This window comes from Mycobacterium sp. 852013-51886_SCH5428379 (assembly GCF_001665575.1).
Lineage (GTDB): Bacteria > Actinomycetota > Actinomycetes > Mycobacteriales > Mycobacteriaceae > Mycobacterium.
Window position 1 is genome coordinate 82,842 of the sequence record NZ_LZSU01000034.1, and the last position, 25,192, is coordinate 108,033.

Here is a 25,192-nt window from a genome sequence, read left to right on the forward strand (position 1 = left end):
GGTGGGTAAGCACCTCAACCGGGCCAAGGCCCACTTCGGCACCGACACCCGCGGGCTGCTCGAAGGCGGCCGATACGCGCTGTCGCACACCCGCAGCCTGGAGTTCGACGATCTACGCCCGTACGTTCCCGGCGACGACGTCCGCGACATCGACTGGAAGGCCTCGGCGCGGTCGGGCAGTGTGCTCATCAAACGTTTCGTCTCCGAGAAGCACCACAAGATCCTGTTGGTCGCCGACGGCGGCCGCAACATGTCCGCGCTGGCGCCCGGCGGGGAGTGCCGGCGCGAGGTGGCCGCCCACGTACTGGGCGCGATCGGGCTGATCAGCCTGCGGCGCTCCGACGAGGTCGGGATGGTGTTCGGCGATTCGCGCGGCTGCGTCAACATCCCTGCCCGCCGCGGTGAGACCCACATCGAGTACGCGCTGCACCGCTGGTACCAGCACAGCCTCGAGCGCCCCGGACCCAGCGACATCTTGGCCCAACTCGAGTATGTCGCAACGCATTACGGTCACAGCCGACTGCTGGTAGTGGTGTCCGACGAGCCGGATCCCGGTGCCCGGCTGGACGACGTGCTGCGCCGGCTGGGCGCCCGCCACGAGATCCTGTGGGTGATGGTGCCCGATATGCCGCCGGTCGGGGCGGGCCCGGAGGCCGGTGACGGATACGACGTCGCCACCGGGCGGGTGGTCCTCAACGCCGCGACGCTGGGCCGCCGCGTGGTGACGGCCTACCGGCGCGCCGAACAGGCCAGGGTGCGCCGCCTTACCGCAGCGCTCGCCGCCCGCAGCGTCCCGTACGCGGTGATTCCGGGCAGCACGGAGATCCGCACCAAACTCGTCGCGCTCACCGAGGGTCTCGCCCGTGTCGGATGACCTGCTGCGCTTCGTGTCCGGCCCGACGCCGTACTCGGCGTGGTGGTGGGTCGGGGCCGCGGCGCTGCTGGTGGTCGTGATTGCCTGCTACGCCGCGATCTTCGTCGCGACGCTGCCGTCGCGGCGGCTGCGGGCGCTCCCCGCGATCGGGTCCATGCACCACCGGCTGCTGCGCGAGCGCTATGCCCGCCGGATCGCGGCGACCGACGCCGCGCTGCGGGCGGGCCGGCTCAGCCCGGCCGAGGCCGCCGCCGAGGTGGACCACGCCGTGCGCAGCTTCCTGCACCAGGCCACCGGCGTCCGCGCGCAGTACATGCAGATCGACGAGTTCGCCGCGGGCGATCTCGCGCCGGTGGCGCCGCTGCTCTCCGATCTGGCGGATCTGCGGTTCAACCGGGACTCCGGCGTCGACGCCGGGCAGGCGGGCACCCGCGCCCAGGAGTTGGTGCGCACATGGACCTGAAGTGGTGGTGGCTCGCCGCGGTGGGATTGATCTGTCTGGCAGCGTGCTTCGCGTTGGCGGTGGTGCTGCCGCCGGCCCCCGACCGCCGCGCGCTGCGACCTCTGGCCAACGTTGCGCGGCTCACCGGCCTGCCCGAGTACGCCAGGGCCGCGCGATTGCAGGCCGTATCGACGGTGCTCACTCTGATCCTGCTCGTGGGTCTGTTCGCCGCAGCGATGGTGGCGGCGGCGCGACCCACCGGAGAGGACCGCACGTTCGCGGCCACCCATCCCGAAGACCTGATGCTGTGCGCGGGCGCACCGGTCGCCGACGCCACCACCGGCGCCTTCCTGCGGCACTACGCCTTACAGGCCGGCACTTACGAGACGCAGCGCATCGGGCTCACGTCGGTGAACTCGCGACTGGTGCCGTTGACCCGCGACTACCAGTACGCCGCAGGTCGATTCAACGACTTCGCCGCACTGTCGCAGACGCCCGATCCGGACCCCGCCGGAGTCCGCGCCTTCGCCGCGCCCGTGCGCTACCTCGACTACGCCGCCGGCGTGGACGACGTCCTCGCGTTGTGCCTCACCGGATTTCCCGGATTCGAGCAGAAGAGCACCCACCGGCGCTCGATCGTGTACCTCGGGCCGCCGACCCTGCGTGAGCCCGGCGAGCAGCGGCCGGCCCTGTTCGATGCCGACCGCATCGCCGAACTCGCCGAGCAGGGCGGCGTACAGATCAACGTCGTCGCCGCCGGGGACGACGCTGCACTGCGAGCGCTGGCCGAACGGACCGGTGGTCTGTTCAGCGTGGCCACCGACGCGACCGGCGTCGGTCGGAGTCTCGAACAGATCGACGCTGCGCCGCCACCGCTGGTGCTGTCGGACGGCACCCGCGTCACCGGTCGCTCGCAGGACGCACCGGTCGCGGTATTGGCCGTTGTGGTCGTCATGACCGCGCTGCTCACCGTCACGCTGGTGGTGTTGCGCCGATGACGTTCACCCCCGTCGTCCCGCCGGCCATCCTCGCGGTGGTCGTCGTCGCGCTGCTCTTCGCACGCCTGGTCACACTGCGTCAGGTGCTGGCCGGAGAGGGCGCCCACCGGCGAAAAGCGTTGCTGCGCTGGAGCGGAATGAGTCTCGCCGTGGTGCTGTTGCTGTTCGCGGCGATGCGGCCGGCGCTGATCACCGACGACACCACCGAGGCCGAAGGCGCCGGCGCCGACACCAACGTCTTCGTGGTGGCCGACCGCACCGTCGACGCTCGCGCCGACATCGAGACACTGATCGAGCGCTATCCCGCGGCCCGGTTCGGCGTCATCACCTTCGCGCCGCCGGCCCTGATGTGGCCGCTGTCCGCCGACGTGTGGAGCCTTCCGTCGGAGGTCGCCGCCTTGGCGCCGCTCGCTCCCGGTGACCCGGCGCAGGCCGACGCCGCCGCGCCGGGAAACGTCCTGCGGTATCAGCTGATTCAAGCTCAGCAGCGCTATCCCGGTTCGGCGAACCTCGTCGTGTACGCCGGGGCGGGTGCGCCCGGAACCCAGACCGCGCCCAGGGACCTCGACGTCGTCGCGGCCACGGTCGACGGCGGGATCGTGCTCGGCCACCCCGCCGCGGGCGAGCTGAACGAATCCGCCCTGCGCGCAATCGCCGCCGAACTGGGCGTGCCCTACGTCAACCGGGCGGGCGGCGGCGCTCTGCCCGACCTCGAGGTGCGCCGGCCGGCCGCACCCTCTGTCGAACCGGCCCCGGCCGCGGCCCGCATCGAGTTGTACTGGCTGCTGGCGCTCGTCGCCGCCGGTCTGCTGCTGGCCGAGGTCTGGATCAGTGTGCGGGAACTGCGCCACAGCCGGGTCGCCCGACGGGATGTGACACGGTGACGCCTGCACGGTTGCGACTGCGCCGCCGCCTGCTGTTGTGGACGGCGCCGCTGATCCTGCTGCTGCTGGTGGCGGTGGCCAAACTGGTCTCGGTCGGGCTCGCCGGCAATGCGGCCGTCGGACACTTCGCCGACGGGGACGCCGAGGCGTTGCGTTCCGACGGCGCCGTGCTCGGGGTGGTCAACGTGGTGGAACCGGCGAAGGCGCCGTTCGTGCAGGGACTGGCGGCGGTGCTCGACGACCGGCTCGATGACGCGGACGTCCTGTTCGCCGACGCACTGTCGCGCACCCCGGCCGATCGGTCCTGTCCGGTGCGCGTCAACCTTCAACTGGTCCGGGAACGCCGCGGCGACCATGCCGGGTTCGACCGCCGCACCGGCGAGGCGCGCGCGCACTACGAGTCGGCGCTCGCCGTCATCGCCGAGGCGCCGGCCGGATGCTTCGCCGGCAACACCGATCCGGATCCGGAGCGCCGCGCCGTCCTCGCCGAGGCCGAGGCGCGGTTGCGGGCGAAACTGGCCACCGTCGATGATCTGCCCCTGCCGCCACCGCCACCTCCGCAGGCGGCGTCCCCACCGCCGCCCCCGGTCGTCCTGGCACCGGGGGAGACCGCCGACGACACCGCGCCGGACGTCGAACTCCGGCTCGACCCGCAGAGCGCCGACCCCCTCGAGCGGCTGCAGCAGATCCTGCGAGACTCCGCCGGCTGAAAGTGTGAAGCCCGGCTAAGTGGGTAGTTAGCTCGGCTATGGCGACCTTCCTGTTCCGCGTCGGTCGATTCGCGTACCGGCGCCGCCTCCTGGTCATCGCGCTGTGGCTGCTGACGCTGCTCGCCGCCCTCGGCGCGACGACGCTGGCCAAACCGTTCCAGAGTGACTTCTCCCTGCCCGGGTCGCCGTCGCATCAGGCCAGCGACTTCCTGGCCGAGAAGTTCCCCGGCCAGGGCGACATGGACGAGATTGCCCAGGCGATGGTCGTCGTCCAGGCCCCACCGGGGTCAACCGTGGACAATCCCGACACCGTCGCGAAGATCGACACGCTCGCCGCCGGACTGCGCGAACTCGACCATGTTCAGGCGCCCACCGTCGTCAACCCCGTCACCGCCCCGGCCGCCGCCATGCAGGTCAGCGCGGACCGCACGATCGCCTACCTCAACGTCGGCTACGACCAGAAGTTCGTCGACGTCGAGGCGGCGCAGATCGAGGACTTCGAGAAGGTGCTGCAGCAGGCCCGCGACGGCGGGCTGACCGTCGAGGCCACCGGCACCCTCTTCAACGGACAGCAACCGCAGAGCGGGGCGAGTGAGGCCATCGGCTTCGGCGTCGCCCTGATCGTGATGGTGATCGCGTTCGCCTCCGTCGTGGCGGCCACCCTGCCGATCATCACCGCGCTGTTCGGTGTCGGCATCTCCGTCGCACTGATCACCACCGGTACGGCGTTCTTCGACATGGACAGCTCCGCGCTGCTGCTGGCCTCGATGATCGGCATCGCGGTGTCGATCGATTACGCACTGTTCATCGTCTCGCGCTACCGCAACGAGCTCCGGACCACTGACGACCGGGCGCTGGCGGCGGGCCGCGCCGTCGGCACCGCGGGTTCTTCGGTGGTGTTCGCCGGGCTCACGGTCGTCATCGCGCTGGTCGGGTTGACCGTCGTGCAGATCCCGATGATCTCGGTCATGGGCCTGACCGCGGCGCTGTCGGTGGTGTTCGCCGTTTTCGCCGCGGTGACCTTGCTGCCGGCCTTCCTCGGGCTGTTCGGCCGGCGCACCTTCGCCCTGCCGCTCAAGCGGCTGCGCCAGGGTGACGAACCGGACACCGCACCCACCAACGGTCTGCGCTGGGCCAAACTCGTCGCGGCCCATCCGGTCCCGGCGATCCTGGCCGTGGTGATCGGGCTGGGCGCGATCGCGTTCCCGGCCACCAAACTCGAGCTCGGCATGGACCTGGCCAGCGGCGATCAGAAGCGCGCGGTGCAGCTGATCGACCGCGGCTTCGGAGAGGGGCTGACCGGTCCGCTGATGGTGGTCGTCGACGGCGCGGACACCCCCGACCCGCAGGCCGGATACCTCGCGACGGTCGACGAGCTGCGCGGCCTCGAGGACGTCCAGACGGTCGCGCCCCCACAACCCAATCCCGACGGCAGCGCCGCACTGATCACGGTGATCCCGCGCAGCGGGCCCAGCAGCCCCGAGACCCAGGCACTGGTCGAGGACATCCGCGGACTGGCCCGTCAGCTCGCCGACCAGCACGGCGTCGAGATCGGGGTGACCGGCCAGACCGCGATCCTGTCGGATCTGTCGACATCGCTGACCCAGGCGCTGGCGCCATACCTGCTGCTGGTGGTGGGCCTGGCGTTCCTGGTGCTCACGCTGGTGTTCCGGTCCCTGCCGGTGCCGCTGACCGCGACGCTCGGCTTCGTGCTGTCGGTCGGCGCGACGTTCGGCGTCACCGTCGCAGTCTTCCAGCTCGGCTGGTTCGGCCTGGTGGAAACCCCCGGCCCGCTGATCAGCTTCCTGCCGATCTTCCTGATCGGCATCGTGTTCGGCCTCGCCATGGACTACCAGGTGTTCCTGGTGACCCGGATGCGGGAGAAGGCCGTGCTGCGCGGCCTGGACGTGGGAGGCGATCTGAGCGCCCGGGCGGCGGTGATCACCGGTTTCCAGCGCGGCGCCCGCGTCGTCACCTCGGCCGCGGTGATCATGATCTCGGTCTTCGCCGCGTTCATCCTGTCCCCGGACAACGTCGCGAAGTCGATGGGCTTCGCGCTGGCCGCGGCGGTCGTCTTCGACGCGTTCGTCGTCCGGATGGTCTTCATTCCGGCGGTGATGTCGCTGCTCGGGGAGAAGGCGTGGTACCTGCCGAAGTGGCTGGACCGGATCCTGCCGAACGTCGACGTCGAGGGCCACAACATGCGCGACAACGCCGCGGCGGAAGCGACCGCGGAGCGAGTGACGGCCTGAAGCCTGGTAGGCGGTTGCCCGCCTCGCTTGGCTCGCCCCCGGTACGTCTGGGATAACCTGTTCTCGTCGTATCTCGAAGCCACGACGTGCTGGGTTCAAACTGCAGCCTTCACAGTTGTGCCTCGCGAACCGTCGGCTCGATACGCACCGCAGTAGTGAGGTTGAAAGATGGATCCGAACAGAGCACCCACCGAAGAGTGGCACGGCCAGATCGTGGTGGTGCGCGCCGCGGGCGCCATCGACATGGTGACCGCGCCGCCGCTGCTGACCGCGATCCGCGCCGCCCACGCCCAGCGACCCAAAGGCGTCATCGTCGACCTCACCGAGGTGGAGTTCCTGTCTTCGGCTGGGATGCAGACACTTGTGACCGCCCACCAGGAGATCGTCGAGCAGGCGCGTTTCGCCGTTGTCGCGGACGGGCCGGGGACCAGCAGGCCGCTGAAGATCATGGGCCTCACCGATTTCATCGAGCTGTTCACGACGCGAGATGCGGCGTTGGACACACTCTCTGAGTGATCTTCCCGTCGACGGGGTAGCCCATAGCCATCATGAGTTCTTCACACTTCGAGACGGACATGACGGACGCCCGCTTCTTTCGTGCGGCGCCGGCAGACGCGCACGCCGTAGCCCGTTTGAGGGAGGAGTTCTCCGAATGGCTGTATCTCCACCTCGACGTGGACGATGTGCAGCGCAGCGACATCGTGCTCGTGGTCAATGAGGCCCTGGCCAACGCCGCCGAATTCGCATATCGCAACCGGGATGCCGCCGAGTCCGTCACCCTGCGCGCCGTTCACCAGGAACCCGGTGACAGCCTCGTCGTCACCGTTGCGGACCGGGGGGAGTGGCGCGTGAGCGACGCCACCAATCAGACCCTGTCGCGCGGTCGCGGGATACCGCTCATGGAGGCGCTGTCCGACCGTCTCGACATCAACACCACGCGCGACGGCACCGAGGTGCAGATCCAGTTCGACCACTGTCCGGTGCGGGGCGACGATACGTCCCGGATTTCGGCCTGAGACTCGCAGTTTGACTCCGGTTCCGGCGGGGTAATGGCCCGTGACGATCAGCCACCTCGACGATCATCGCCGCTCCGTGCAGCGCGTCCATCGTCTGACCGTCACCTCCCGGGTCGTGGGTGGCTCGCTGACCGTGTGCGTGGCCGGCTCGGTGGACGCCCACAATGCGAAGGATCTCGCGGTGGCGGTGTGTGACGCGGTCGTCGGCCACCACGGCGTCGTGGTGGATCTCAGTGCGCTCGAGTTCGCCGGGGTCGACACGGTCTCGGCGCTGCACGCCATCAACGCCACCTTCCGCCGGGACGAGGTGGACTGGGCGTTGGTGCCCAACCGGGCGGTGTCCCGGGTGCTCGACCTGTGCGATCCGGAACGCCTGATCCCGCGGCCGGCGCCCGAACCGGAAGCCGAACCCGCCTAGCCCCGGGACGCGTTCGGTGATCCGGCCTCGAACCGGCGGAGATACGCCGCGATGAACTCCTCGGCCTCGGCATGTCCCCGGGTGATCCCCAGGCCCTGCTCGAGCCGGACGATACGGGCCAGGCTGGTCACGATCATCGACATCACCACCGGAGGGAACTGTGCGGCGTCGACATCGTGTGCACGTAGCGCGTCGGCCATCGCTCGCTCCTCCATGTCACGGAAGCGCTCGGCGTACCCGGCGATCTCGCTGCGGATGGCCTTGCGGTGGTTGGCCAGCGCCATGAACTCCATCCACAACTGAGCGCCCTGGGCGTTGTTGAGCTGCCACAGCGCCTGTAGCGGCGTGGGGCCGGTCAGCGAATCCTGCTGCCGGGTGAGGTTGTTCTCCGCACCGGCGCGCAGCACCGCGAGGTACAGGTCGTCCATGCTCGGGAAGTAGTAGTGCACGAGCGCCGGTTTCACGCCGGCCTTGGCCGCTACGCGGCGCGAAGTGGCGGCGGCGTAGCCCTCGTCGAGCATGATCTGCGCGGTCGCCGACAGCAGCGCACGGCGCGCGTCGCCCACCCTTGACCGGGCGTCCGGGCGGCTGCTAGACATTGGCTCAGCCTAGTGTTGGGCGATCGCCCAGGGCGTGGCATCGAGGGAACGGGGACGCCATGACGGGTCGAGCAGCAGGCCGCGTGGAAGGAAAGGTCGCCTTCGTGACCGGCGCCGCGCGCGGACAGGGCAGAAGTCACGCGGTACGGCTGGCCCAGGAAGGCGCCGACATCATCGCCGTCGACATCTGCCGGGGCTTCGACGGATCGCCTGCGCCGGCCGCCACTCCCGAGGACCTCGCCGAGACCGCCGACATGGTCAAGAACCTCGACCGGCGCATCGTCACCGCACAGGTCGACGTCCGCGATTACGACGCGCTGAAGGCCGCGGTCGACGCCGGCGTCGAGGAACTCGGACGCCTCGACATCATCGTCGCCAACGCCGGTATCGGCACCACCGGCGTCAAAGCACACAAGATGTCCGAGGCCAGCTGGGACGAGACCATCGACATCAACCTCGGCGGCGTGTGGAAGACCGTCAAAGCCGGTGTCCCGCACCTGCTGGCCGGCGGGCGCGGCGGATCGGTGATCATCACCAGCTCGGTCGGCGGGCTGAAGGCCTATCCGCAGGTCGGGCACTACGTCACCGCAAAACACGGGGTGGTTGGTCTGATGCGGACCTTCGCCGTCGAACTCGGCGCCCAGAACATCCGCGTCAACACCGTGCACCCCACCCACGTCTGCAGTCCGCTGCTGATGAACGAGCCCACCTACCGGCTGTTCAGGCCCGACCTGGACAACCCGGGCCCCGACGATCTCGCGCCGATCTGCCAGTCGTTCCACTTCCTGCCCATCCCGTGGGTCGAACCGGTCGACATCAGCAATGCGGTGCTGTTCCTGGCCTCCGACGAAGCGCGGTTCATCACCGGCGTCACGCTGCCGGTCGACGCGGGGAGCATGCTGAAGTGACCACGGGCGTGGACGCGGCGGCGGTGTATTACGACCCCTACGACACCGCCATCGTCAACGATCCCTATCCGACATACGCGCGGCTGCGCGAGGAGGCCCCGCTCTACTACAACGAGCGCTACGACTTCTGGGCGTTGTCGCGGCACGCCGACGTCGAGAAGGCACTGTCGAACTGGGAGACGTTCTCCAACAGCCGCAGCGACATCCTCGAACTGATCCAGTCGGACTTCCCCATGCCCAAAGGCGTGATGATGATGGAAGACCCGCCGGTGCACACGATGCTGCGCAACCTGATGTCGCGGGTGTTCACCCCGCGCCGGATGGCCGAGATCGAGGATCAGATCCGGCGGTTCTGTGTCAGCTGCCTCGACCCGCACGTCGGCTCCGACGGCTTCGACATCATCGCGGAGCTGGCGTCGATCATGCCGATGCGGGTGATCGGAATGCTGTTGGGAATCCCCGAGTCCGAACAGGTCTCGGTCCGCGACGCCAACGACGCCAACCTGCGCACCAAACCCGGCGCGCCGATGAAGGTCGTCAACGCCGACCGCATCGCCGACGGCCGCATCTACGCCGACTACGTCGAGTGGCGGTCGAAGAACCCGTCCGACGATCTGATGACCGGACTGCTCAACATCGAGTTCACCGACGAGCAGGGCGTCACCCGCAAGCTCACCCGCAAGGAGGTGCTGCACTACACCCAGGTGGTGGCGGGTGCGGGCAACGAGACGACGGGCCGGCTGATCGGCTGGCTGGCCAAGGTGCTCGCCGAGAACCCCGATCAGCGCCGTCTGGTCGCCGAAGACCGAACCCTGCTGACCCGCACGGTCGACGAGACGCTGCGCTTCGAACCGACCGGTCCGCACGTCGCGCGCTGGATGGCCCGCGATTTCACCGCCTACGGCACGACGGTGCCGCAGGGCAGCGCGATGCTGCTGCTGTTCGGCGCCGCCAACCGCGACCCTCGCCGCTACGCCGACCCGGATACGTTCGACATCCGGCGCGAGAGCATCAGCCACCTGACGTTCGGCAAGGGACTGCACTACTGCCTGGGTGCGAACCTGGCCCGGCTGGAGGGCCGGGTGGCGCTCGACGAGCTGCTCAACCGCTGGCCGGAATGGGACATCGACTATGCGACGGCGGAACTGGCGCCGACGTCGACGGTGCGCGGCTGGGAGAGATTGCGGATCGTTCTGCCCTGACGTCAGTGCGCTGACACCGCGTCAACTCGGGACGGGGACAATGGGCAACGTTGTCCCGATGACGAGTGACGAGGTGGCCGTGAAACTTGATCTGCTGACCCCCGGTATCGAGGTGGGTCTGGTGACCACGAACCTCGACGCGATGGTCGCCTTCTACGAAGGGTTCCTGGAGCTGGAGTGCCAGGGCGAGCTCGACTTCCCCGGCGGATCGCAGCGGCGGTACACCCTCGGCAACGGGGTGCTCAAACTCGTCACGTACTCCCCGCCGCCGCCGGAACCGGTGGCCCAGGGCGGCGGCCGCGCCCAGGCGGGCATGCGGTACTTCACCATCGGTGTCAAGAATCTGCGCGCGGTGGCGGCGACGATCGAGATGTCGGACTACCGGATCGTTGAACCGGTGACGGAGTTCGCGCCGGTGCCGGGGATGGGATGGATGTTCGTCGCCGACCCCGACGGCAACTGGATCGAACTCTTCGGCACCCTCTAGCGCCTCGACCCTGGAAGCGAACCCATGTCCTACCCTCCGCAGCCGTATCCGCAGTCACCGGTCGAGGCCCCGACCTGTTACCGGCACCCCGACCGCCCGACCTATGTGCAGTGCACCCGGTGCGGGCGGTTCATCTGCCCGGACTGCATGCGTTCGGCCGCGGTCGGACACCAGTGCCCCGACTGCGTCGAAGAGGGCAGCCGGTCGATCCGCCAACCCCGCACACAGTTCGGCGGACGCATGTCGGATTCGGCGACGCCGGTGCTCACCTACGTCCTGATCGCGGTCAACGTACTGGTCGCGATCCTGCAGACCACGTCGGGCGATCTGGAGAGCCGGGGCGTGATGTGGTCACCGGCGGTCGCGGACGGGCAGTGGTACCGCCTGATCACGTCGGCGTTCATGCACTACGGGATCATGCATCTGCTGTTCAACATGTGGGCGCTGTATGTGGTGGGCCCGCCGCTGGAGAGCTGGCTGGGTCGGCTGCGGTTCGGCGCGCTGTACGGGTTGAGCGCGCTGGGCGGGTCGGTGGTGGTCTACCTGGCGTCCCCGATCAACGCGGCCACCGCCGGCGCGTCCGGGGCGGTGTTCGGACTCTTCGGCGCCCTGTTCGTGGTGTCGCGGCGCCTCAACTTCGACATCCGCGGGATCGCCGCGATCATCGTGATCAACCTGGTTTTCACGTTCGTCTATCCGCTGATCAGCGGTCAGGCCGTCAGCTGGCAGGCGCACCTGGGTGGGTTGGCCACCGGTGCGGCGATCGCCGCGGTGTACGCCTACGCGCCCCGCAACGGCCGCACGGCGATCCACGCCGGGGCCACGGCAGCAGTCGTCGTGGTGTTCGTGGCGCTGATCTGGTGGCGCACCGGACAGATCCTGGACCTGTACGCGCTGCGGTGAGCCGTCAGGACCGCAGCTGCGGCAGCACGTCGCGCTCCCACGCGGCGAAGAACCCCTCGCTGTCCGGGGCGACCTGCTGGACGTAGATCTCGTCGACGCCGGCCTCGATGAACTCGCGCACCTGGGAGACATGCTGGTCGGTGTCAGGGCCGCATGTCATCGACTCGCCGACCATGTCCCGCGGAACCAGCTGTGCGACATCGGCGAAGTCGCGCGGCCGCGGCAGCGTCTGGGCGAGCTGGCCGGGCAGCACCTCGTTGGGCCACAGCCGGTGCGCGATCTCGAGGGCCTTGTCGGCGTCGCGGTCCCAGCTGACCTTCGTACCCGCCTGCACGGGTTTGTCCCCGCCGCCGGCCTCCCGGAAGGTCTTGATCAGATCGGCGTCGGGCATCGTGGTGCACAAGCCATCGCCGACACGACCGGCGAACGTCGCAGCCTGCGGTCCGAAGGCGGAGACGTAGATCGGGACGGGTTGATCCGGCAGCGTGTAGATCCGCGCGTCCTGCACCTCGTAGTGCAGACCGTGGTGGCTGACCTCGTCACCCTTGTGCAGTAGGCGGATCACGTCGATCGCTTCTTCGAGCATCTCGAGGCGGACGCCGACCGACGGCCAGGGATCGCCGAGCACGTGTTCGTTGAGCGCCTCCCCGGTGCCCACCCCGAGGACGAACCGGCCGTCGAGCTGGGCGGCCGCGGTGGCCGCGGCCTGCGCGATGATCGCGGGATGGATCCGGATGGTCGGGCAGGTGACCGCCGTGGTCACCGGTAGTGACGTCACCTGCGACAGCGCCCCGATCACGCCCCACACGAACGCACTCTGGCCCTGCTCGTCGTTCCAGGGATGGAAGTGGTCAGAGATCCACAGCGCGTCGAAGCCCGCAGCCTCCGCGCGTTTGGCCTGATCAACGAGTTCAGCGGGCGTGTACTGCTCGCAGGAGAGGAAGTAACCGATCTTGGGCATGCGGCGGGGGTACCCCGTCGCGCCGCGGTTATCCGGTGTGCGGCGTCGGGCTCTGGCCGGACTCCCACTTCGACTCCAGCGACCGGGTCACCTTCTCCCCGGAGGCGAACTCGTGCTCGAAGGTCTCGCCGTCGGAGCCCTCCAGCGTCACGAGAAAGGAGTCGTCGGCGTTGTTGTCGTCCGGGTCGTTCTTGTGCACGACCTTGTACGACTCCGGGCCCGACCCCCGGTCCATGGTGATGACGTCACCCGGGGCGACTACGTCGATCGACTCATCGGCGAACTCGTTGCTCATGGGCCCGGGCGTACCCGGGCCCGGCGACACCCCAAACGAGATTTGCGTAACCCCACCGGCGGTGCTCAGGGAGATCAGGTCATACAGACGTCGGAGAACAGCAGCACCGGCCACGACGCGATGGACCCCAGGAACGAGATGGCCAGGTCGACGCCCTCGAGCCGGCTCAGGTGCTCGGTGTGGGTGCTCGACCAGATCACCCCGACGATCAGATAGGGCGTGCCGAGCAGCAGCGCGATGCCGATGAGCTCGGCGATCGTCAGCTTGTAGGCGAGCAACTGACGGAGCTTCGTTTCCATGTGGCGAACCCTTCCCCCGGATAAACGATGTTAACGTCGATTCGACAATCATGGGTGCGCTTTGTACGCCATGACGTGCACAGAAGCCTGACGCAAATACCTGTCCATTCGGACTGTCATCGCTTATGCTGGCACACCGGGGAGGTGGGGATATGGACGTGCTGACGACCGGCGATACCCGGATCTCGGTGCGCAGGCGAACTGCGCGGTGGTCCGACGAGCCGGTGACGGCCAGCGATGCGATGGATTTCTGGTCCTTCGCCGCCGGCGCCGCGAACGTGATCATGCAGCTGTCGTGGCCGGAGGTGGGGTACGGCGTCGTCGAGAGCCCCGTCGACTCGGGCAATCTGCTCAAACATCCGTGGAAGCGGGCCCGCACCACGTTCCAATATCTGGCCGTGGCCGTCCTCGGAGACGACGACGACCGGACCGCGTTCCGGCATGCGGTCAACGGAGCCCACCGGCACGTCAAATCCGCGCCGTCGAGCCCGGTGCACTATCACGCGTTCGATCCGAAACTGCAGATGTGGGTGGCAGCCTGCCTGTTCGTCGGACTCGAGGACACCTACCAGTTGCTGCGCGGTGAGCTGACGCCCGAGCAGGCCGAGGGGTTCTACCGGTCGGCGTGGCCACTGGGCACCACGCTGCAGGTCACCGAGGAGCAGTGGCCGCCTACCCGCGCCGAGTTCGACGACTACTGGAACGCCGCCTGCCGGCGGGTGGCCGTCGACCCCACGGTGCAGGCGTACCTCGCGGATCTGATCGACCTCAAGATGATCCGCGCACCGTTGCGGTTCGGCTCGCGGCGGCTGCTGCACTTCTTGACCGTCGGCTTCCTCGCACCGGTGTTCCGCGACGCGCTCGGGCTCACCTGGACCGACGCCCAGCAGCGCCGGTTCGAACGGCTCTTCCTTCTGGTGGCGTTCGTCAACCGGTTCCTGCCGGCGTTCATCCGGCAGGGCGGCAGCCACGTCCTGCTCGCCGACGTCCGGCGCCGGGTGCGCAACCGGCGCGCGCTGGTGTGATCAGGCCGCGGCCGTGAACAGACTCCGTCGCCTGCTGAGTCTCGAGATCAGCATCGCGGGACTGCTGGAGCTGGGGTTGTGGCTGGCGCTGCCGAACGTCGTGATCGGCATCGCCGTCGCGTTCCTGAAACCGCAGTACGCCCACGCCTTTTCAGAACAATTCGCGCTGTGGCTGCCCGCCGGTGCGCACATCGCCGGTTTCGGCACGGCGATGCTGCTGTGGCCCTTCCTGATCCTCGCGCCCCATATCTGCCTCACCTGACCGGTCGCGCAGGCCATCATGGCGGTATGGCCGCCCGTGACGACTCCGACCACATTGAGGAGGCGCTCGACGCGCTGTACGCCGCGGCGCCGGAGGACTTCACCGCGCTGCGCAAGGAACTTGCCGGGGTGGCCAAGAAGCGTGGCGACACCGCCGCCGCCAAACAGATCACCGCGGCCAAGAAACCGACGACGTCGGCCTCGGTGGTGAACCGGCTGTTCCTGGAGGACCCGGCCGCGGCCGCACGCATCGCCGACGTCGGTGAGCGACTGCGCGCCGCGCACGCGGAGATGGACGGCGAGCAGATCCGCGCGCTGTCGGCCGAACAGCGCACCCTGGTCTCGGCACTGGCCCGCGCCGCCATCAGCGCCGCCGGGGTCGACCGGCCCTCGGCCGCGCTGCGCGACGACGTGACCGACACCCTGCAGGCCGCGGTCGCCGATCCGGACGTGGCCGCCCGATTGGGCCGGCTCGTGAAGGCCGAGCAGTGGTCGGGTTTCGGCGGCTTCGGCGACACCACGACCATCACGAGCCGGAAGTCACCGGCCAAGAAAGCGCCGGCCCAGAAGGCGCCGGCCGACAAAGTGCCCGACCGGAAGGCCGAACAGGCCGAGAAGAAGAAGGCCGCCGAGCGCGCCAAGGCCGACGCCGATGCCGTGGCCGCGCAACGCCAGAACGATCTGGCCACCGCCCGGCTGCGCCACCAGGACGCCCGCGACCGGCTGGCCAAGGCCGAACAGGCGCTGCACGACGCGGAGGCGGCCTACGACGAGGCGAAGCAGGCCGGTCGCGAGGCCGCCGAGGCGGTCCGGGCCGCGAAGGGCCGTCACGGATAGCCGACGGGCGTGCGGGCGAAACCGGGTTTGCCGAAATAGTCCCAAAAGTGGTGCGGATCATGGGTTTTGCCTGAACGTGTCGTTCACGACAAGTAAGAGCCAACTCTCGTTTCCAGGCCTACCGTCAGTTGCATGGCGACTTTTCTCTACCGGATCGGACGATTCGGTTATCACCGGCCGTGGCGTGTCATCGCCGGCTGGCTGGCCCTCATCGTGATGGTGGGTGGCCTCCTCGCGCTCAACCCGCCCAAGATCTCCAACGAGATGCGGATCAACGGCACCCCCGCTCAGGAGGTCATCGACCAGCTCGCCGAGCGGATGCCGCAGTCCTCCGGCGGCCAGGGCAGCATCGCCTTCGCCGCACCCGAGGGCCGGCGTATCGACGACGCGGGAAATCGGGCGGCCGTGCTGAGCGCGGTCGAGGCGATCTCGCGCACCGACCACGTGCTGGATCCGCGGGAGATGGCCCGTGCCGAGTTGGCCAAGGGGGCGGCCAGCCCCACGCTGGCCGCGTCCGCGGCGATCGGGCAGGCGCAGATCAACGCGCCGCCGGCCGCCGACGCGCCGAAGCCCCTGCTGATCGACGGCCAACCGGTGCCCGGTGTGACCGTGTCCGACGACGGCGCCGTCGCGCTCTACCAGTTCCAGTTCGACAAGCAGACCCACGAGCTGCCGACCGGTGCGGTGGAGCACACCATCGACGCAGCCCGCGCGGCAGTCGGCGACAGCGGTATCGGAGTGTTGCCGTCGGCCGCGATGGCGCAGATGCCCGAGATGGTGGGCGCCGGTGAGGTCATCGGTCTGATGGTGGCCGCGGTCGTGCTGATCGTCACCCTCGGTTCTCTGGTCGCCGCCGGACTTCCGCTCGTGACCGCCCTGCTGTCGGTCGCCGTCGGCGTCGGCGGGACGTTCGCGCTGTCGCACCTGTTCAACGTGCAGTCGATGACGGTCGTGCTCGCGCTGATGCTGGGCCTGGCCGTCGGCATCGACTACGCGATGTTCATCGTCAACCGGCAGCGCCGCCTGATCATGGATCGGGGGCTGTCCGCCGCGGAAGCCGCCGCCCGCGCGGTGGGCACCGCGGGCAGCGCGGTCGTCTTCGCCGGCACCACGGTGGTGATCGCACTCGTCGCCTTGACCATCGTCGGCATCTCGCTGCTGACCCCGATGGCGCTGGCCGCCGCGGCGACGGTACTGGTCGCGGTGCTCGCGTCGATCACGCTGCTGCCCGCGCTGCTGGGCCTGGTCGGTGAGCGGATCTGCTCGCCGAAGGGCAGGCACAGCGTCCCCTCGGAGCAGGGCGATCACCGGTTCGCCTCGGCCTGGGTGGGCGCGGTGCTGCGCAACCGGGTTCCCGCGGCACTGGCCGGTATCGCCCTCACCGGCGTGATCGCGCTGCCTGCGCTCGGCATGACACTGGGCATGCCCGACGGCGGCAGCTACAACGAGGGCACCCCGCAGCGCGCGAGCTACGACGCGATCGCCGAGCACTACGGCGACGGCTACAACGGCCCGCTGGTCGTCGTCGCCGAACCCCGCTCCGGCGGGCAGCTGACCACCGCGCAGGTCGTCGACACCTACAACGATCTGCGGCGAGTCCCCGGCGTCGCCGACGTCAGCCTCGGTGGACTCAACGACGCCTCCGACACCGCGGTGTTCTCCGTGGTGCCCGAGGCCGGCCCGACCGACGAGGCGACCGCACAGCTCGTCCGGGACATCCGCGCGCACTCCGGACCGCTGGCCGGTCTTCACGACGTGGACCTCGGCGTCACCGGCATCACCGCGATGGGCATCGACATGTCCGACCGTCTCGGCAAGGCGATCCCCGTCTACGTCGCGATCGTGATGGGGCTGTCGATCCTGGTGCTGACGCTGGTGTTCCGATCGATCGCGGTGCCGCTCAAGGCCACCGCCGGCTTCCTGCTCACCCTGCTCGCCACGTTCGGCGCCACCACCGCTCTGTTCCAGTGGGGCTGGTTCCAGCAGCTGATCGGGCTGTCGGCCACCGGACCGATCTTGAGCATGCTGCCGATCATGGTGATCGGCGTGCTCTACGGGCTGGCGATGGACTACGAGGTGTTCCTGGTGTCGTCCATGAAGGAGGCCCACGTCCACGGGCACCGCGGCGATGCCGCCGTGTCGCACGGGTTCACCCAGGCCAGCCGAGTTGTCGTGGCCGCGGCCCTGATCATGACGGCCGTGTTCGCCGGCTTCGTGTTCAACGCGGACCCGATGATCAAGCAGATGGGCTTCGCGCTGGCGTTCGGCGTGCTGATCGACGCGTTCGTGGTCCGCATGACCGTGGTGCCCGCGGTGATGTCGATGCTCGGCGACCGGGCCTGGTGGCTGCCGCGCCGGGTGGCCCGCGTGCTGCCCGACCTCGACATCGAGGGCGACAAGCTCAACCGCAGCCTCACCGAGGCGGGCCGCGACGATTCCGAGGCGGATGCCGGGACCCGTACCGTCACAGTGTGATCCGATCCCTCCTGACCGCCGCGGCCCTGGTGGCCGCGGCGGTCGGTGTCGCCGACCCCGTCCCCGAAGCCTCCGCAGGCGGACCACCCACCCTGACGCTGACCTTCGTCCGGCACGCCCAGTCCGAGGGCAACGCCTCGGGCCGGATCGACACGTCGACACCCGGCCCGGGGCTGACCCCGCTCGGTACCGCCCAGGCCGCCGAGGTCGCCACCGCACTCGACGGTCTGGAGATCGACGGGATCTACGCCTCCACGATGGTGCGCACCCAGCAGACCGCCGACCCGCTAGCGCTCCGGCGCGCCGAACCCGTCGTGGTGCTGCCCGGCCTGCGGGAGGTGGAAGCCGGCCAGGCCGAAGGCCAACCCGAGGCGGCCGCCGCCGGCTACTTCACCGCGCCCATGCAGTGGTTGCGCGGTGACCGCACGGCGCGTATCCCCGGCTCGATCAGCGGCGACGAGTTCGACGCTCGATTCGACGCGGCCGTGCAGACCATCGCCGACAGCGGCGACCGCGACGCCGTGGTGTTCTCCCACGGCGCGGCGATCATGCTGTGGGTGACGATGAACGTCGCGAACCCGCAGCCGAATCTGCTCGTCGAGCATCCGCTGGACAACACCGACCGCGTCGTGGTCGTCGGCAGCCCGGAGCGCGGCTGGCAACTGCTCGAGTGGGACGGCATCGCCGTCGCGCCGTAGTCTGGACGCACGCGCCGAGTGCCGAACCGGGGGAACGGGAGCCGCATGAAGATCCGGGTGATGCCCTACGTCACGGTCGAGATCGACGACCGCCTGCGCCAGCGTGCGCGCCGCATGGGCGAACAACTGCGGGTGACTCTCCGCGCCTACCTGCTCTCGGCCGCCGACGACGTCGACGCCGCCGGTGACCGCGTGCGCGACATGTGTGACGCCGCGGTGAACCGGGTCGACACCGTCGTCGCATCGGTCAACGACAAGATCGCCCCCACCGCACCGGCGGAACCCGCCGGCCCCGTGCGCCTCAAAGCGGTCTGACCACCTGATCTCCTGCCAGGGCGATGAACACTTGACTCAGTCGTTGGGTTTTTGCAACAGTTAGTTGTATGAGTCCGGTTCGTCGTGGTGAAACTCTGCCGATCTTCAACCGCATCGCGGTGTTGCGAGCCGAGCGCGCCATGAGCCGGGCTCAGTTGGCCGCGCAGGTCGACGTCAACCCACAGACCGTGGGAGCGCTGGAGCGGGGCGACCACTATCCCAGCCTCGATCTCGCCATGCGCATCTGTGACGTCTTCGGTCTGCCGGTCGAAGCGGTGTTCTCCCGAACGGAGTTCACACCGCTGTCTGCCGCGGTGTACCGCCGCGACTCCTAGACGAGAGGAAACATCCATGTCGGGCTCCCTCGGCCACGCCCCGCACAACCTCATCGACCGCTACCGCGATTACCGCACCCGCCGCTTCCTGAAGTACGAACAGACCTACGCGTCGTCGCTGCCGGGCTGGCGGACCCGCCGTCGGCGCCGGCAGCTCGTCGGCGCGCTCGCCGCCACGTTCGTGGCCATGTTCGCCGTCTCGATCGCGTGCGCGGTCGGCGTCGAGTGGGCACCGCTGCTGTGGCTGCCGGCCTGCGTGGTGTTCTACCCGCTGTGGATCGCCCTGCAGATCGTGTCGGGACGACAGGGCGATGCGCCGCAGGGCGCGCTCGACGAGTTCGAGATCGCGCAGCGCGACGCCGCCCGGTCGGTCGGCCTCACCATCACCCAGTACCTGATGCTGATCCCGATCTTCTACCTGATCTTCGGGGCGGTGATCACCGACGGCGCCGACGAGAACATGGCCTACGCCGGGGGTTTGATGGCGTTGACGGTGCTGCTCGTCGGCGGCTGCACCCCGGCGATGGTGCTGGGCTGGGTGCGGCCCGATCCGGTGGGCGAGGACTGACGCTCACCCGCCGGAACGGACGACTTCGTCCGCGACCTCTACGGTGGTGGGGGCTGCCTGTCGGCAGCGACGCCATACGGGTAGAGGAGTGACCGCTTGCTCGGCCATGCACTAGCGGTGTTGTTCGCTTTGCTCGCGGCGATCTTCATGGCGGTGGGCATCGTGGTTCGTCAGCGCGCCACTTTGGACGTCCCTGCGGAGAAGGGCGTCAGCACCGAGATGCTGACGACGCTGCTGCACCGCAAGCTGTGGTGGGCCGGTACCGCCGTGGCGGTCGCGGGGTATGGCTTCCAGGCGCTGGCGCTCGGTTACGGATCGCTACTGCTGGTGCAACCGGTGCTGGTGTCGGCGCTGCTCTTCGCGCTGCCGCTGAGCGCCCGGCTCGCGGGGCGCCGCGTCACCCGCGCGGAATGGCTGTGGGCGCTGCTGCTGACCGCGGCGCTGACGGTGTTCGTTGCCCTGGCCAAGGCGAGCGCCGGCGACTACGACATCCCGCTGACGCTCACGGTGCTGGTGGTGGCGGTGTCGCTGACCGTCGTGCTGGCCACCGTGGTGCTGGCCGTGCGCAGCGCCGACCGGGTGCGGGCGGTGCTGCTCGCGGTCGGAGTGGGTGTGCTGTTCGGCCTGGTCGCCGTGCTCACCAAGATCGTCATGCATCTGGTCACCGAGGGGCGCTTCGTCGCGGCGCTGACCACTCCGGCGCTCTATCTCGTGGTGCTGCTCGGGGTCGGTGCAACGCTGCTGCAGCAGTCGGCCTTCCACGCCGGCTCGCTGCAGACCTCGGTGCCGACGATGCTGGTGCTCGAACCGGTGGTCGCCGTCGTGCTGGGCGCGATCGTGCTCGGGGAGAGCCTGCAGATCACCGGCATGGAACCGGTCGCGCTGGCCGCCGCCGCGCTGGCGATGATCGCGGCAACCGTGGCGCTGGGCCGGCAGGAGGGCGCCTACGAGGAGCAGCTCGAAGCCGAGATGGCCGAGCGCGTCGCGTAGCCGATGGCGATCGGATCCACGTCAGACCGGATCGGTCGGCGAGCGGGTCATCGGCCGATTTGCGGAATGACCGATGGTGCGGCGAACCGCTTCACCACCTCGTGCTCTGTGTGTCTGTCTTTGACCGGCCAGTACCACAGGGCGAACGTGATACGGATGAGCCATTGCGCGGCCAGTGGGTCGCTGCGCCCGATCATTTCTTCGGCCATCTTGACGACGAAGGGTGATGAGGTCAGGGTCCCGGTGTCGTGGTCGGGACGAATGTCGCCCATGATCACTTTTCCGAGCGGTTCAGAACGCATGAAGTCCAGCGCCACGATGATGGCGGTCGCGACGCGGTCGGTTCCCTCGATCCCGTCTATGGCTTGCTGTATCGAGTCGACGATCCGCTGAGAGAACAGGGAGATGAGGCGTTCGAGGATCGCCGCCTTGCCGCCGGTATGGCGGTAAATGGTTGCGGGCGAGCAATTCAGCTGCGCAGCAAGCGCATCGATGGTGAACGCTTCGAACCCATTGCGTGAAACGAGCTCCGATGCAGCCGACATGATGCGATCACGCGCCTCGGCGCGGCGGTCCACTCCCAGGACCCAATCCTTCTGTGCCACGGCGACCAGCCTTCCCCGCACGGCGCCGATCTACAACAAATCTCTTTTCTCGCCACGAGACAGATTGCACGGGATGTCTCACCAATAACTGCAGGTTCCGCCCCATTCCGAGAACGGGAATGCTCGCCGGCCCCGAGCCGGCCTTTCAACTTCGCTGCCAGGTATTGACGTCCAAGACAACGGTATCGACGCTGAGAGCGTGTTGTCGGGAGAGGTGTGCTGAAACCGTGAACTTCGGACGAGAAGCCGCTGCCACGACGATGTTCTCGCCTCTCGTCACAGCGGGGCGATTGAACGTCTCTGCGGCGATACGCACGCACAGACGTGGATACCGCGGGTGGACGGGTGCGGTGAACACCGATTACGACCCGTTGGACGCAACGACCGCGGCGCAGCCTTACGCCGCCTACGACGCGTTGCACGCGGGAGGGCGGGTGCATTACAACCCACGGCGGGCGACATGGATTCTGCACAGACTCGACGACGTCCGCGCAGCCCTGCGCGACACAGACCAGGTGACCAGCAGCCATGGAGTGACGCGGGTCCGGATGGTCGCCGATCTCGTTGTGGTCACCGATGGCGAGCAGCACAGCCGCCTGCGCAAACAGGTTCAGCCGGCGTTCACAAAAGGTGCTCTGGACAGTTGGAGCAACATCATTGACAAGCTTGCCGCCGAACTCGTCGATGACATGATCGGTGCGGGCGACGGTGATGCTGTGCAGCGGCTGACGATACCCATGCCGCTTCGCGTGATCGCGGCAATTCTCGGCGTCCCGGAAGGCGACATCACCGACTTCCGCCGTTGGTCAGAAGAGGCCACCCAGATCATCAACTTCACCCCGACCGTGACCGGGGTTGCGCGCACGGCGCGGTCCCTGCGTGCCGCAGCAGCGCTGCGCCGCTACTTCTTGAAGCACCTCGCAGATGGACACCTCAAAGAATCGGACACCGTCCTCGGCCGGTTGTTGAAGCACAACACCGACGGAGCGCTCACCGACAACGAGTTGTTCTACATCGCCACCCTGCTCCTGATCGCCGGTAACGAGACCACAACCAACCTCCTCGGCGGGATGCTGCACACCTACGCCCACCACCCCGATCAATACGACATGATCCGCGCCAACCCCGACCTCATCCCGCAGGCCATCGAAGAACACGTCCGTTACACCAGCCCCATTCAGAACCTCTACCGCTATACGCGTGCCGATTACCGAGTAGGCGATGTCACGATCCCATCGGGTTCACGGGTGCTGATGTCATTCGGCGCGGCCAACCGCGACCCACTTGCCTTCGACGACCCCAACACCTTCCGTGCGGACCGAAACCCGCGCTCCCACATCGGCTTCGGCTATGGACCACACCTATGCCTCGGAGCGCCGCTGGCACGCATGGAGGCGCAAGCCGTACTCCGTGAACTAGTCGGTCGCGTTTCACGAATCGAGATGACCGGACCCGCAACATGGTCGACCAACAGCTCACTACGCGGCCCTACCCACCTCCCCGTCGTCCTCCACGAGAGGACGACGCCATGAAGTCCGGACGTACACAATCCGAACGGTGCCTACCTGAGCTATTTCACTGCCGGCCACCCCCGGTAGTTCTTCGGCCGCGCCTACAGTCGGGGGCATGCCGCAGCGCTACTTCATCGACTCGGTCGACGCGTTCCTGCCCGGAGCCCTCCGCGGCTTCGTCGCCGCCAATCCCCACGTCGCCTGGCACCGCGATCCCGGCTTCCTCGCCCGGCGCGGCCCCACCCCGCCGGGCCGCGTCGCACTCCTGTCCGGCGGCGGTTCGGGACACGAACCCATGCACGCGGGCCTGATCGGCGCCGGGATGCTGGACGCGGTCTGCCCGGGCCAGATCTTCACCTCGCCGAACGCATTACAGATCGCCGGCGCCACCCGCCACGTCGACTCCGGCGCCGGTGTCCTGCACATCGTGAAGAACTACACCGGCGACATGATGAACTTCCGCATCGCCCGCGACATCGTGGGCGACGAGGGCATCGACACCGACGTCGTGGTGGTCGCCGACGACGTCGCCACGGAATCCGACGACGAGGACGGGCCGGGCCGGCGCGGCACCGGCGCGACGATCGTCGTCGAAAAGGTCTGCGGCGCAGCCGCGGCCGAGGGTGCGGCGTTGCACGAGGTGGCCGAACTGGGCCGCCGAGTCGCCGACCAGGCCCGCAGCATGTCGGTGGCGCTGGACCCGTGCACGGTGCCCGGCTCCGACGCGCCGTCGTTCGATCTCGGCGACGACGAGATGGAGATCGGCATCGGCATCCACGGGGAGTCCGGCGTCGAACGTACCCAGTGGCAACCCGCCGCCGAGATCGTGCGGATGCTGCTCGACCGCATCGTCGGATCGCTCGGCCTGACCGAGGGCCGGCAGGTCATCGTGGTGGTCAACGGTCTCGGCAGCACACATCCGCTCGAACTGAACCTGGTGTTCGGTCACGTCGTCGAACAGCTGCGCGACGCCGGGATCGAGGTGGTGCGCGCGCTGGTGGGCACCATGGTCACCGCGTTGGACATGCGCGGGGCATCGGTGACCGTGGTGTGCGCCGACGACGAGATCGTGCGGCTGTGGGATGCGCCGACCGAGGCGCCTGCCTGGCCGCGACTGGCCGCCACCGCACCGGGTGAACTCGTTGACACGACGGCCGCCGAACCCGATGACGCCGTCGACTCGGGACCCGAATGTGCCTGGCTCACCACGTTTGTCGGCCGCGTGCAGGAGGCGATCGACGACCTGACCGCACTCGACCGGCAGGCCGGCGACGGTGACTTCGGCACCAACATGTCCGCGGCGCTCTCGCCGTTCGGCCTGCCGCTGCGCGGATCCGACGCCGACGTACTCGACGCGCTGTCGCGGTCGTACTTCGTGCGCGCCGGGGGCACCTCGGGGGCGGTGTTCGGGACGATGTTCCGCGAGTTGTCCAAGAGCTTCGCCGAGGCCGACGAGTTCGACCGGGCGTTCGCCGGCGGAGTGCGCGCAGCGTTGGAGTCGGTGGTGGAACTGGGCGGGGCGCGGGTAGGCGACAACACCGTCGTCGATGCCCTGCATCCCGCCAACGACGCTCTGCAGCAGGGTGATTCGCTGGCCGACGCCGCGGCGGCCGCGGCCCAGGGGGCGGAGTCGACCCGGGAGCGGGTGGCCCGGAAGGGCCGGGCCAGCTACGTCGGCGACGCCGGACGCGGTGCGGTCGACCCGGGTGCGCTCGTGGTCTCCTGGCTGTTCGAGGCCGCCGCGGGGTCCTGAACCCTCACGCCTCCCAGGACGACCAGCGCCGCACCGCGATGCTGATCACCGGGCCGTCGAGCGCGAGCCGCTCGTACTGCGGATACTTCCGCCGCAGCAGCGCATAGCCCGTCGCCATCTCGTCACCGCTGTGGTGCACGGCCGCAACGCCGTCGGCGCGCACCCACCACAGCTGCGTCCAGTCCTCGGCGTAGTGGTCGGCGAGTACGCAGACCCGGTCGTCGGCGGCGATGTTGGCCAGCCGCCGCAGCTCCCGCGTCTGCTTACGCTTGGCGTCCACCGCCGTGTAGATCACGTCACGGTGCACCGCGAACACCACCGGCACGAGATGGGGTGCGCCATCGGGGTTCAACGTCGCCAGCACGGCCGCGGGCGCGGCGGCGAACCGATCGGCGGCTTCAAGGGCGTCCGGGGCGTCGGTGCTCATACGCGGTCAGTCGTCGGGGTCGTCGGTGGATTTACGGATCGACGGCGTCTTCGTCACGTTGAACTCCGGCTTCTTCGTCGGACGCTGCGTCGGGCGGTATCCCGGACCGCCGCCGCTGTTGTCGGCTGTCTCTTATACACATCT

30 protein-coding genes are annotated in these 25,192 nt (G+C 68.8%); 24 read left to right on the forward strand and 6 right to left on the reverse strand.

From position 1 onward, the window contains the following. Position 1 precedes the first annotated feature (1 nt). From A5757_RS14055 to A5757_RS14095, 9 genes are all read left to right on the forward strand, one after another. Entirely contained in the window at positions 2-874 is an 873-nt protein-coding gene (locus tag A5757_RS14055) for a DUF58 domain-containing protein (protein ID WP_066835124.1), read from the forward strand. Beyond that, positions 864-1,337: a hypothetical protein gene (locus A5757_RS14060; RefSeq protein WP_066835126.1), complete on the forward strand. Its 474-nt coding sequence runs from the start codon at positions 864-866 to the stop codon at positions 1,335-1,337. The genes A5757_RS14055 and A5757_RS14060 overlap by 11 nt, the downstream gene beginning before the upstream one ends. Next, positions 1,328-2,314 carry a hypothetical protein gene (locus tag A5757_RS14065; RefSeq protein ID WP_066835128.1) on the forward strand — a complete coding sequence of 329 codons (987 nt, stop codon included), beginning with the start codon at positions 1,328-1,330 and terminating at the stop codon, positions 2,312-2,314. Before A5757_RS14060 ends, A5757_RS14065 begins: the two co-directional genes overlap by 10 nt. Continuing rightward, complete coding sequence (locus tag A5757_RS14070) at positions 2,311-3,198, forward strand: hypothetical protein (protein ID WP_066835130.1); 888 nt, start codon at positions 2,311-2,313, stop codon at positions 3,196-3,198. Before A5757_RS14065 ends, A5757_RS14070 begins: the two co-directional genes overlap by 4 nt. Beyond that, positions 3,195-3,908: a hypothetical protein gene (locus tag A5757_RS14075; protein WP_082929468.1), complete on the forward strand. Its 714-nt coding sequence runs from the start codon at positions 3,195-3,197 to the stop codon at positions 3,906-3,908. The genes A5757_RS14070 and A5757_RS14075 overlap by 4 nt, the downstream gene beginning before the upstream one ends. Positions 3,909-3,946: 38 nt before the next feature. Continuing rightward, positions 3,947-6,160 (forward strand): MMPL family transporter, encoded by a 2,214-nt coding sequence (locus A5757_RS14080; RefSeq protein ID WP_066835132.1) that lies wholly within the window; start codon positions 3,947-3,949, stop codon positions 6,158-6,160. 168 nt (positions 6,161-6,328) lie between these two features. Continuing rightward, positions 6,329-6,676, forward strand: coding sequence for an STAS domain-containing protein (locus tag A5757_RS14085; protein WP_066835134.1), 348 nt, complete (start codon positions 6,329-6,331; stop codon positions 6,674-6,676). 59 nt (positions 6,677-6,735) lie between these two features. Then, on the forward strand, positions 6,736-7,176 hold the full coding sequence (locus A5757_RS14090; RefSeq protein ID WP_231983987.1) for an ATP-binding protein: 441 nt from the start codon (positions 6,736-6,738) through the stop codon (positions 7,174-7,176). Between the two features lie 40 nt (positions 7,177-7,216). Next, complete coding sequence (locus tag A5757_RS14095; protein ID WP_066835138.1) at positions 7,217-7,594, forward strand: STAS domain-containing protein; 378 nt, start codon at positions 7,217-7,219, stop codon at positions 7,592-7,594. Here the strand turns inward: A5757_RS14095 and A5757_RS14100 are convergent. Next, the gene (locus A5757_RS14100; RefSeq protein WP_082929469.1) at positions 7,591-8,193 is read right to left on the reverse strand and encodes a TetR/AcrR family transcriptional regulator; all 603 of its coding nucleotides are present in this window, start codon (positions 8,191-8,193) and stop codon (positions 7,591-7,593) included. The genes A5757_RS14095 and A5757_RS14100 overlap by 4 nt on opposite strands. Before the next feature lie 59 nt (positions 8,194-8,252). On the opposite strand from A5757_RS14100, the gene A5757_RS14105 reads away from it, so the two are divergent. The 4 genes from A5757_RS14105 (at position 8,253) to A5757_RS14120 (ending at position 11,693) form a co-directional block, all read left to right on the forward strand. After that, on the forward strand, positions 8,253-9,101 hold the full coding sequence (locus A5757_RS14105) for a mycofactocin-coupled SDR family oxidoreductase (protein ID WP_066835140.1): 849 nt from the start codon (positions 8,253-8,255) through the stop codon (positions 9,099-9,101). Then, on the forward strand, positions 9,098-10,303 hold the full coding sequence (locus A5757_RS14110) for a cytochrome P450 (RefSeq protein ID WP_066835142.1): 1,206 nt from the start codon (positions 9,098-9,100) through the stop codon (positions 10,301-10,303). The genes A5757_RS14105 and A5757_RS14110 overlap by 4 nt, the downstream gene beginning before the upstream one ends. Before the next feature lie 73 nt (positions 10,304-10,376). Continuing rightward, positions 10,377-10,790, forward strand: coding sequence for a VOC family protein (locus A5757_RS14115; protein ID WP_066835211.1), 414 nt, complete (start codon positions 10,377-10,379; stop codon positions 10,788-10,790). Between the two features lie 24 nt (positions 10,791-10,814). After that, positions 10,815-11,693, forward strand: coding sequence for a rhomboid family intramembrane serine protease (locus A5757_RS14120; RefSeq protein ID WP_066835144.1), 879 nt, complete (start codon positions 10,815-10,817; stop codon positions 11,691-11,693). Between the two features lie 4 nt (positions 11,694-11,697). On the opposite strand, the gene A5757_RS14125 is transcribed toward A5757_RS14120, so the two are convergent. The 3 genes from A5757_RS14125 to A5757_RS14135 form a co-directional block, all read right to left on the reverse strand. After that, complete coding sequence (locus A5757_RS14125; protein WP_066835147.1) at positions 11,698-12,654, reverse strand: TIGR03557 family F420-dependent LLM class oxidoreductase; 957 nt, start codon at positions 12,652-12,654, stop codon at positions 11,698-11,700. Between the two features lie 28 nt (positions 12,655-12,682). Further along, entirely contained in the window at positions 12,683-12,949 is a 267-nt protein-coding gene (locus tag A5757_RS14130; RefSeq protein ID WP_066835149.1) for a hypothetical protein, read from the reverse strand. Positions 12,950-13,023: 74 nt separating this feature from the next. After that, complete coding sequence (locus A5757_RS14135) at positions 13,024-13,248, reverse strand: hypothetical protein (RefSeq protein ID WP_066835151.1); 225 nt, start codon at positions 13,246-13,248, stop codon at positions 13,024-13,026. 152 nt (positions 13,249-13,400) lie between these two features. Here A5757_RS14135 and A5757_RS14140 point away from each other — a divergent pair, with 152 nt between their 5' ends. From A5757_RS14140 to A5757_RS14180, 9 genes are all read left to right on the forward strand, one after another. After that, on the forward strand, positions 13,401-14,273 hold the full coding sequence (locus A5757_RS14140) for an oxygenase MpaB family protein (protein ID WP_066835153.1): 873 nt from the start codon (positions 13,401-13,403) through the stop codon (positions 14,271-14,273). Positions 14,274-14,286: 13 nt separating this feature from the next. After that, positions 14,287-14,535, forward strand: a complete 249-nt coding sequence (locus tag A5757_RS14145; RefSeq protein ID WP_066835154.1) for a hypothetical protein — start codon at positions 14,287-14,289, stop codon at positions 14,533-14,535. Between the two features lie 26 nt (positions 14,536-14,561). Continuing rightward, a complete protein-coding gene (locus A5757_RS14150; protein WP_066835156.1) occupies positions 14,562-15,371 on the forward strand; it encodes a hypothetical protein in 810 nt (269 codons plus the stop codon). Between the two features lie 132 nt (positions 15,372-15,503). Continuing rightward, positions 15,504-17,846, forward strand: coding sequence for an MMPL family transporter (locus A5757_RS14155; protein ID WP_066835158.1), 2,343 nt, complete (start codon positions 15,504-15,506; stop codon positions 17,844-17,846). Next, positions 17,843-18,544 carry a histidine phosphatase family protein gene (locus A5757_RS14160; protein WP_066835159.1) on the forward strand — a complete coding sequence of 234 codons (702 nt, stop codon included), beginning with the start codon at positions 17,843-17,845 and terminating at the stop codon, positions 18,542-18,544. Before A5757_RS14155 ends, A5757_RS14160 begins: the two co-directional genes overlap by 4 nt. 45 nt (positions 18,545-18,589) lie before the next feature. Further along, complete coding sequence (locus tag A5757_RS14165; protein ID WP_066835161.1) at positions 18,590-18,859, forward strand: hypothetical protein; 270 nt, start codon at positions 18,590-18,592, stop codon at positions 18,857-18,859. A gap of 68 nt (positions 18,860-18,927) precedes the next feature. After that, a complete protein-coding gene (locus tag A5757_RS14170; RefSeq protein ID WP_066835163.1) occupies positions 18,928-19,194 on the forward strand; it encodes a helix-turn-helix transcriptional regulator in 267 nt (88 codons plus the stop codon). A 16-nt stretch (positions 19,195-19,210) separates the two neighbouring features. Further along, on the forward strand, positions 19,211-19,762 hold the full coding sequence (locus A5757_RS14175; RefSeq protein WP_066835165.1) for a hypothetical protein: 552 nt from the start codon (positions 19,211-19,213) through the stop codon (positions 19,760-19,762). A gap of 96 nt (positions 19,763-19,858) precedes the next feature. After that, the gene (locus tag A5757_RS14180; protein WP_066835167.1) at positions 19,859-20,752 is read left to right on the forward strand and encodes a DMT family transporter; all 894 of its coding nucleotides are present in this window, start codon (positions 19,859-19,861) and stop codon (positions 20,750-20,752) included. A gap of 47 nt (positions 20,753-20,799) precedes the next feature. On the opposite strand, the gene A5757_RS14185 is transcribed toward A5757_RS14180, so the two are convergent. Next, on the reverse strand, positions 20,800-21,357 hold the full coding sequence (locus A5757_RS14185) for a TetR/AcrR family transcriptional regulator (protein ID WP_066835169.1): 558 nt from the start codon (positions 21,355-21,357) through the stop codon (positions 20,800-20,802). Positions 21,358-21,617: 260 nt separating this feature from the next. On the opposite strand from A5757_RS14185, the gene A5757_RS14190 reads away from it, so the two are divergent. Both A5757_RS14190 and A5757_RS14195 read left to right on the forward strand, forming a co-directional pair. Continuing rightward, positions 21,618-22,889, forward strand: a complete 1,272-nt coding sequence (locus tag A5757_RS14190; RefSeq protein ID WP_066835171.1) for a cytochrome P450 — start codon at positions 21,618-21,620, stop codon at positions 22,887-22,889. A 94-nt stretch (positions 22,890-22,983) separates the two neighbouring features. Continuing rightward, the gene (locus A5757_RS14195; RefSeq protein ID WP_066835173.1) at positions 22,984-24,621 is read left to right on the forward strand and encodes a dihydroxyacetone kinase family protein; all 1,638 of its coding nucleotides are present in this window, start codon (positions 22,984-22,986) and stop codon (positions 24,619-24,621) included. 4 nt (positions 24,622-24,625) lie between these two features. Here A5757_RS14195 and A5757_RS14200 read toward each other — a convergent pair whose 3' ends face one another. Beyond that, positions 24,626-25,048, reverse strand: a complete 423-nt coding sequence (locus A5757_RS14200) for a TIGR03668 family PPOX class F420-dependent oxidoreductase (protein WP_066835175.1) — start codon at positions 25,046-25,048, stop codon at positions 24,626-24,628. Positions 25,049-25,192: the final 144 nt, after the last annotated feature.

Coding starts and splice junctions, on each gene's coding strand:
- A5757_RS14065 (WP_066835128.1), top strand. CDS start 1,328: ATGGACCTGAAGTGGTGGTGGCTCGCCGCGGTGGGATTGATCTGTCTG.
- A5757_RS14070 (WP_066835130.1), top strand. CDS start 2,311: ATGACGTTCACCCCCGTCGTCCCGCCGGCCATCCTCGCGGTGGTCGTC.
- A5757_RS14080 (WP_066835132.1), top strand. CDS start 3,947: ATGGCGACCTTCCTGTTCCGCGTCGGTCGATTCGCGTACCGGCGCCGC.
- A5757_RS14085 (WP_066835134.1), top strand. CDS start 6,329: ATGGATCCGAACAGAGCACCCACCGAAGAGTGGCACGGCCAGATCGTG.
- A5757_RS14090 (WP_231983987.1), top strand. CDS start 6,736: ATGACGGACGCCCGCTTCTTTCGTGCGGCGCCGGCAGACGCGCACGCC.
- A5757_RS14100 (WP_082929469.1), bottom strand. CDS start 8,193: ATGTCTAGCAGCCGCCCGGACGCCCGGTCAAGGGTGGGCGACGCGCGC.
- A5757_RS14105 (WP_066835140.1), top strand. CDS start 8,253: ATGACGGGTCGAGCAGCAGGCCGCGTGGAAGGAAAGGTCGCCTTCGTG.
- A5757_RS14120 (WP_066835144.1), top strand. CDS start 10,815: ATGTCCTACCCTCCGCAGCCGTATCCGCAGTCACCGGTCGAGGCCCCG.
- A5757_RS14125 (WP_066835147.1), bottom strand. CDS start 12,654: ATGCCCAAGATCGGTTACTTCCTCTCCTGCGAGCAGTACACGCCCGCT.
- A5757_RS14130 (WP_066835149.1), bottom strand. CDS start 12,949: ATGAGCAACGAGTTCGCCGATGAGTCGATCGACGTAGTCGCCCCGGGT.
- A5757_RS14135 (WP_066835151.1), bottom strand. CDS start 13,248: ATGGAAACGAAGCTCCGTCAGTTGCTCGCCTACAAGCTGACGATCGCC.
- A5757_RS14140 (WP_066835153.1), top strand. CDS start 13,401: ATGGACGTGCTGACGACCGGCGATACCCGGATCTCGGTGCGCAGGCGA.
- A5757_RS14150 (WP_066835156.1), top strand. CDS start 14,562: ATGGCCGCCCGTGACGACTCCGACCACATTGAGGAGGCGCTCGACGCG.
- A5757_RS14155 (WP_066835158.1), top strand. CDS start 15,504: ATGGCGACTTTTCTCTACCGGATCGGACGATTCGGTTATCACCGGCCG.
- A5757_RS14165 (WP_066835161.1), top strand. CDS start 18,590: ATGAAGATCCGGGTGATGCCCTACGTCACGGTCGAGATCGACGACCGC.
- A5757_RS14170 (WP_066835163.1), top strand. CDS start 18,928: ATGAGTCCGGTTCGTCGTGGTGAAACTCTGCCGATCTTCAACCGCATC.
- A5757_RS14175 (WP_066835165.1), top strand. CDS start 19,211: ATGTCGGGCTCCCTCGGCCACGCCCCGCACAACCTCATCGACCGCTAC.
- A5757_RS14190 (WP_066835171.1), top strand. CDS start 21,618: ATGTTCTCGCCTCTCGTCACAGCGGGGCGATTGAACGTCTCTGCGGCG.
- A5757_RS14195 (WP_066835173.1), top strand. CDS start 22,984: ATGCCGCAGCGCTACTTCATCGACTCGGTCGACGCGTTCCTGCCCGGA.
- A5757_RS14200 (WP_066835175.1), bottom strand. CDS start 25,048: ATGAGCACCGACGCCCCGGACGCCCTTGAAGCCGCCGATCGGTTCGCC.